This window comes from Ruegeria sp. D4, assembly GCF_056534475.1.
Window position 1 is genome coordinate 1 of record NZ_JBQFPJ010000048.1, and the last position, 1,217, is coordinate 1,217.

Here is a 1,217-nt window from a genome sequence, read left to right on the forward strand (position 1 = left end):
GGTTTTTTCACCCAGTCTCTTTCGGATCGTGATCCTGAGCTTTTTGGCTCGATCCGGTCCGAGTTGGGGCGCCAGCGCGATGAAATCGAGCTGATTGCGTCCGAAAACATCGTCAGCGCCGCAGTGATGGAGGCGCAGGGCTCGGTGATGACCAACAAATACGCCGAAGGCTATCCCGGGCGGCGCTATTATGGCGGCTGCCAGTTCGTGGACATTGCCGAGAACCTGGCCATCGACCGCGCCAAGCAGCTGTTTGGCTGCGGTTTCGCCAACGTGCAGCCGAACTCGGGCTCTCAGGCCAACCAGGGCGTGTTCCAGGCGCTGATCAAGCCCGGTGACACCATTCTGGGCATGAGCCTGGATGCCGGCGGTCACCTGACCCATGGCGCGCGCCCGAACCAGTCGGGCAAGTGGTTCAACGCGGTGCAGTACGGCGTCCGCAAGGAAGACAACATGCTGGACTACGATCAGGTCGAGGCGCTGGCGAAAGAGCACCAGCCCAAGCTGATCATCGCCGGAGGCTCGGCCATCCCGCGCCAGATCGACTTTGCCCGCATGCGCGAAATCGCCGACATGGTCGGTGCCTACCTGCACGTGGACATGGCGCACTTTGCCGGTCTGGTCGCCGCAGGCGAGCATCCCAGCCCCTTCCCGCATGCGCATGTGGCGACCACCACCACGCACAAGACCCTGCGCGGTCCGCGTGGCGGCATGATCCTGACCAATGATGAAGATATCGCAAAGAAAGTGAACTCGGCGATCTTCCCCGGCATTCAGGGCGGCCCGCTGATGCACGTGATCGCGGCCAAGGCCGTGGCCTTCGGCGAGGCGCTGCAGCCTGCCTTCAAGGACTACATCAAGCAGGTCGTCGTCAATTCGCAGGCCCTGTCGGATCAGTTGATCAAGGGCGGTCTGGACACGGTGACCCATGGCACCGACACCCATGTGGTGCTGGTCGACCTGCGCCCCAAGGGCGTCAAGGGCAACGCCACCGAAAAGGCTCTGGGCCGCGCGCATATCACCTGCAACAAGAACGGCGTACCGTTTGACCCGGAAAAGCCGACCATCACGTCGGGCATCCGTCTGGGCAGCCCCGCCGGCACCACCCGCGGCTTTGGCGAGGTCGAATTCCGCCAGATCGCGGACTGGATCATCGAGGTCGTCGACGGTCTGGCCGCCAATGGCGAAGACGGCAACGGCGCGGTCGAGGCCAAGGT

Annotated in this window: 1 protein-coding gene; it reads left to right on the forward strand. The window is 63.5% G+C overall.

Annotated features, from left to right (window positions below; genetic code table 11):
- Positions 1 to 1,217: serine hydroxymethyltransferase (gene glyA, locus ACR0MI_RS23665; protein ID WP_480442501.1), on the forward strand; the 1,217-nt coding region annotated here is incomplete at both ends.